This window comes from Microcoleus sp. w2-18bC1 (assembly GCF_036700365.1).
In the GTDB taxonomy this organism is placed as follows: Bacteria; Cyanobacteriota; Cyanobacteriia; order Cyanobacteriales; family Microcoleaceae; genus Microcoleus.
The window spans coordinates 1-1416 of the sequence record NZ_JAUBOS010000162.1 but is presented as its reverse complement, the minus strand read 5'-3'; the positions used below and the strand labels follow the sequence as shown (position 1 = coordinate 1416).

At 44.1% G+C, this 1416-nt stretch carries 1 protein-coding gene; it reads left to right on the top strand.

Translation table 11 applies throughout. The features are described from left to right. The first annotated feature begins 22 nt into the window (after positions 1-22). Positions 23-937, top strand: coding sequence for a transposase (locus QT979_RS28840; RefSeq protein ID WP_333312386.1), 915 nt, complete (start codon positions 23-25; stop codon positions 935-937). Positions 938-1416 lie beyond the last annotated feature (479 nt).

Sequence of the window (1416 nt, the reverse complement as noted above, 5' to 3'; positions counted from 1 at the left end):
ATAAAACCTATCCACTCCTTAAATGAACAGTGAACGATTAAAGGACTTTCGTCAAGCAGCATACGAGTTATTGGTGCAAGCGAAAGATGCGACATTTGAGCTGATGGATGCAGTGATGACCACTCCGAATGCGTCATGTTTAGCGGAATTTTCACTAAATCCATTATTCAAGCGTCAATGGCCAAGCATCTATGAAGCATTACAAGACTGTAGACCAGACCGAAAAAAACTGATGGAGTTGTATCTGGAGCAATTACAGAAAGAAGCACCCCCAACAGAACACATATTAGTAGCAATCGACCACACTGCATGGGCTCGACGAGATGCCAAAACATTAAAAGACAGAACCCATGAATATCAGAGGGGCGTAATTATTGGACAGGGGTACAGTACCATTGCGTGGATACCATTCGCACAAGGAAGTTGGGCATTACCCCTACTCCATGAAAGAATTAGTAGTGGGTCTTCACCGATACTTCAAGCAGCTTCCCAACTTAAACTTGTCTGTGAACAGAGCGTCAACCCAGTTTTAGCAGTTTTGGATCGAGAATATGGCAATGCAACCTGGGTATTAGCGCAAGCAGATATTCAAGCTGATTGCTTAATGAGAGTCCGAAAGAATGCCTGCTTATGGTCAGCACCACCGGCCTATAGTGGTCGCGGTAGACCACGGAAACACGGGCAAAAAATGAGACTCAATGACCCAACCACATGGCTTCAAGCGGATACAGAGATTGAAATTGACGAACATCCAGATTTGGGAAAAGTCCGAGTCAAACAATGGCTTGACTTGCATTTTTATCGCGCCCCTGGACAAAAAGTCAATTTAATCCTGGTGGAAAGAATGAAGCCCATGTCAAACGGTCAGCCGTTTCCACCCTTATGGTTGGCTTGGGTGGGAGAACGAACTCTCCCTAAGCGAAACAGTCTGGTTTAAGTATTTACGACGCTTTGGAGTCGATCATTGGTATCGGTTTGCAAAGCAACGATTGCATTGGACATTACCTAATTTAAGAACCCCTGAACAATCCGAGCGTTGGAGTGATTTAATGCCATTGATGAGTTGGCAACTCTGGCTGGCCAGAGATTTAGTAATCGAGAATAGACTTCCTTGGCAATCTGCTACTATCAATTTAACCCCTGGACGTGTTGCCCAATCAATGTTTTCGCTTTTGGTTGACATTGGGACTCCAACAAAAATCCCTAAACATAGGGGAAAATCCCCCGGTTGGGAAAAAGGAAGGGTACGAACTAAGGCACCGTGCTATCCCACCGTTAAAAAACGGGTTTCTCGACGTAAAAAGTCTTCAAGATTAGCTGTTTAATCTTCTACTTTTTGAGTTTTTGAGCAACAGCTTGCCTGAGATTCAAAGGTGGCTACTTTTAGCTGCGCTCATTTTTTAGTCTAAACTACAG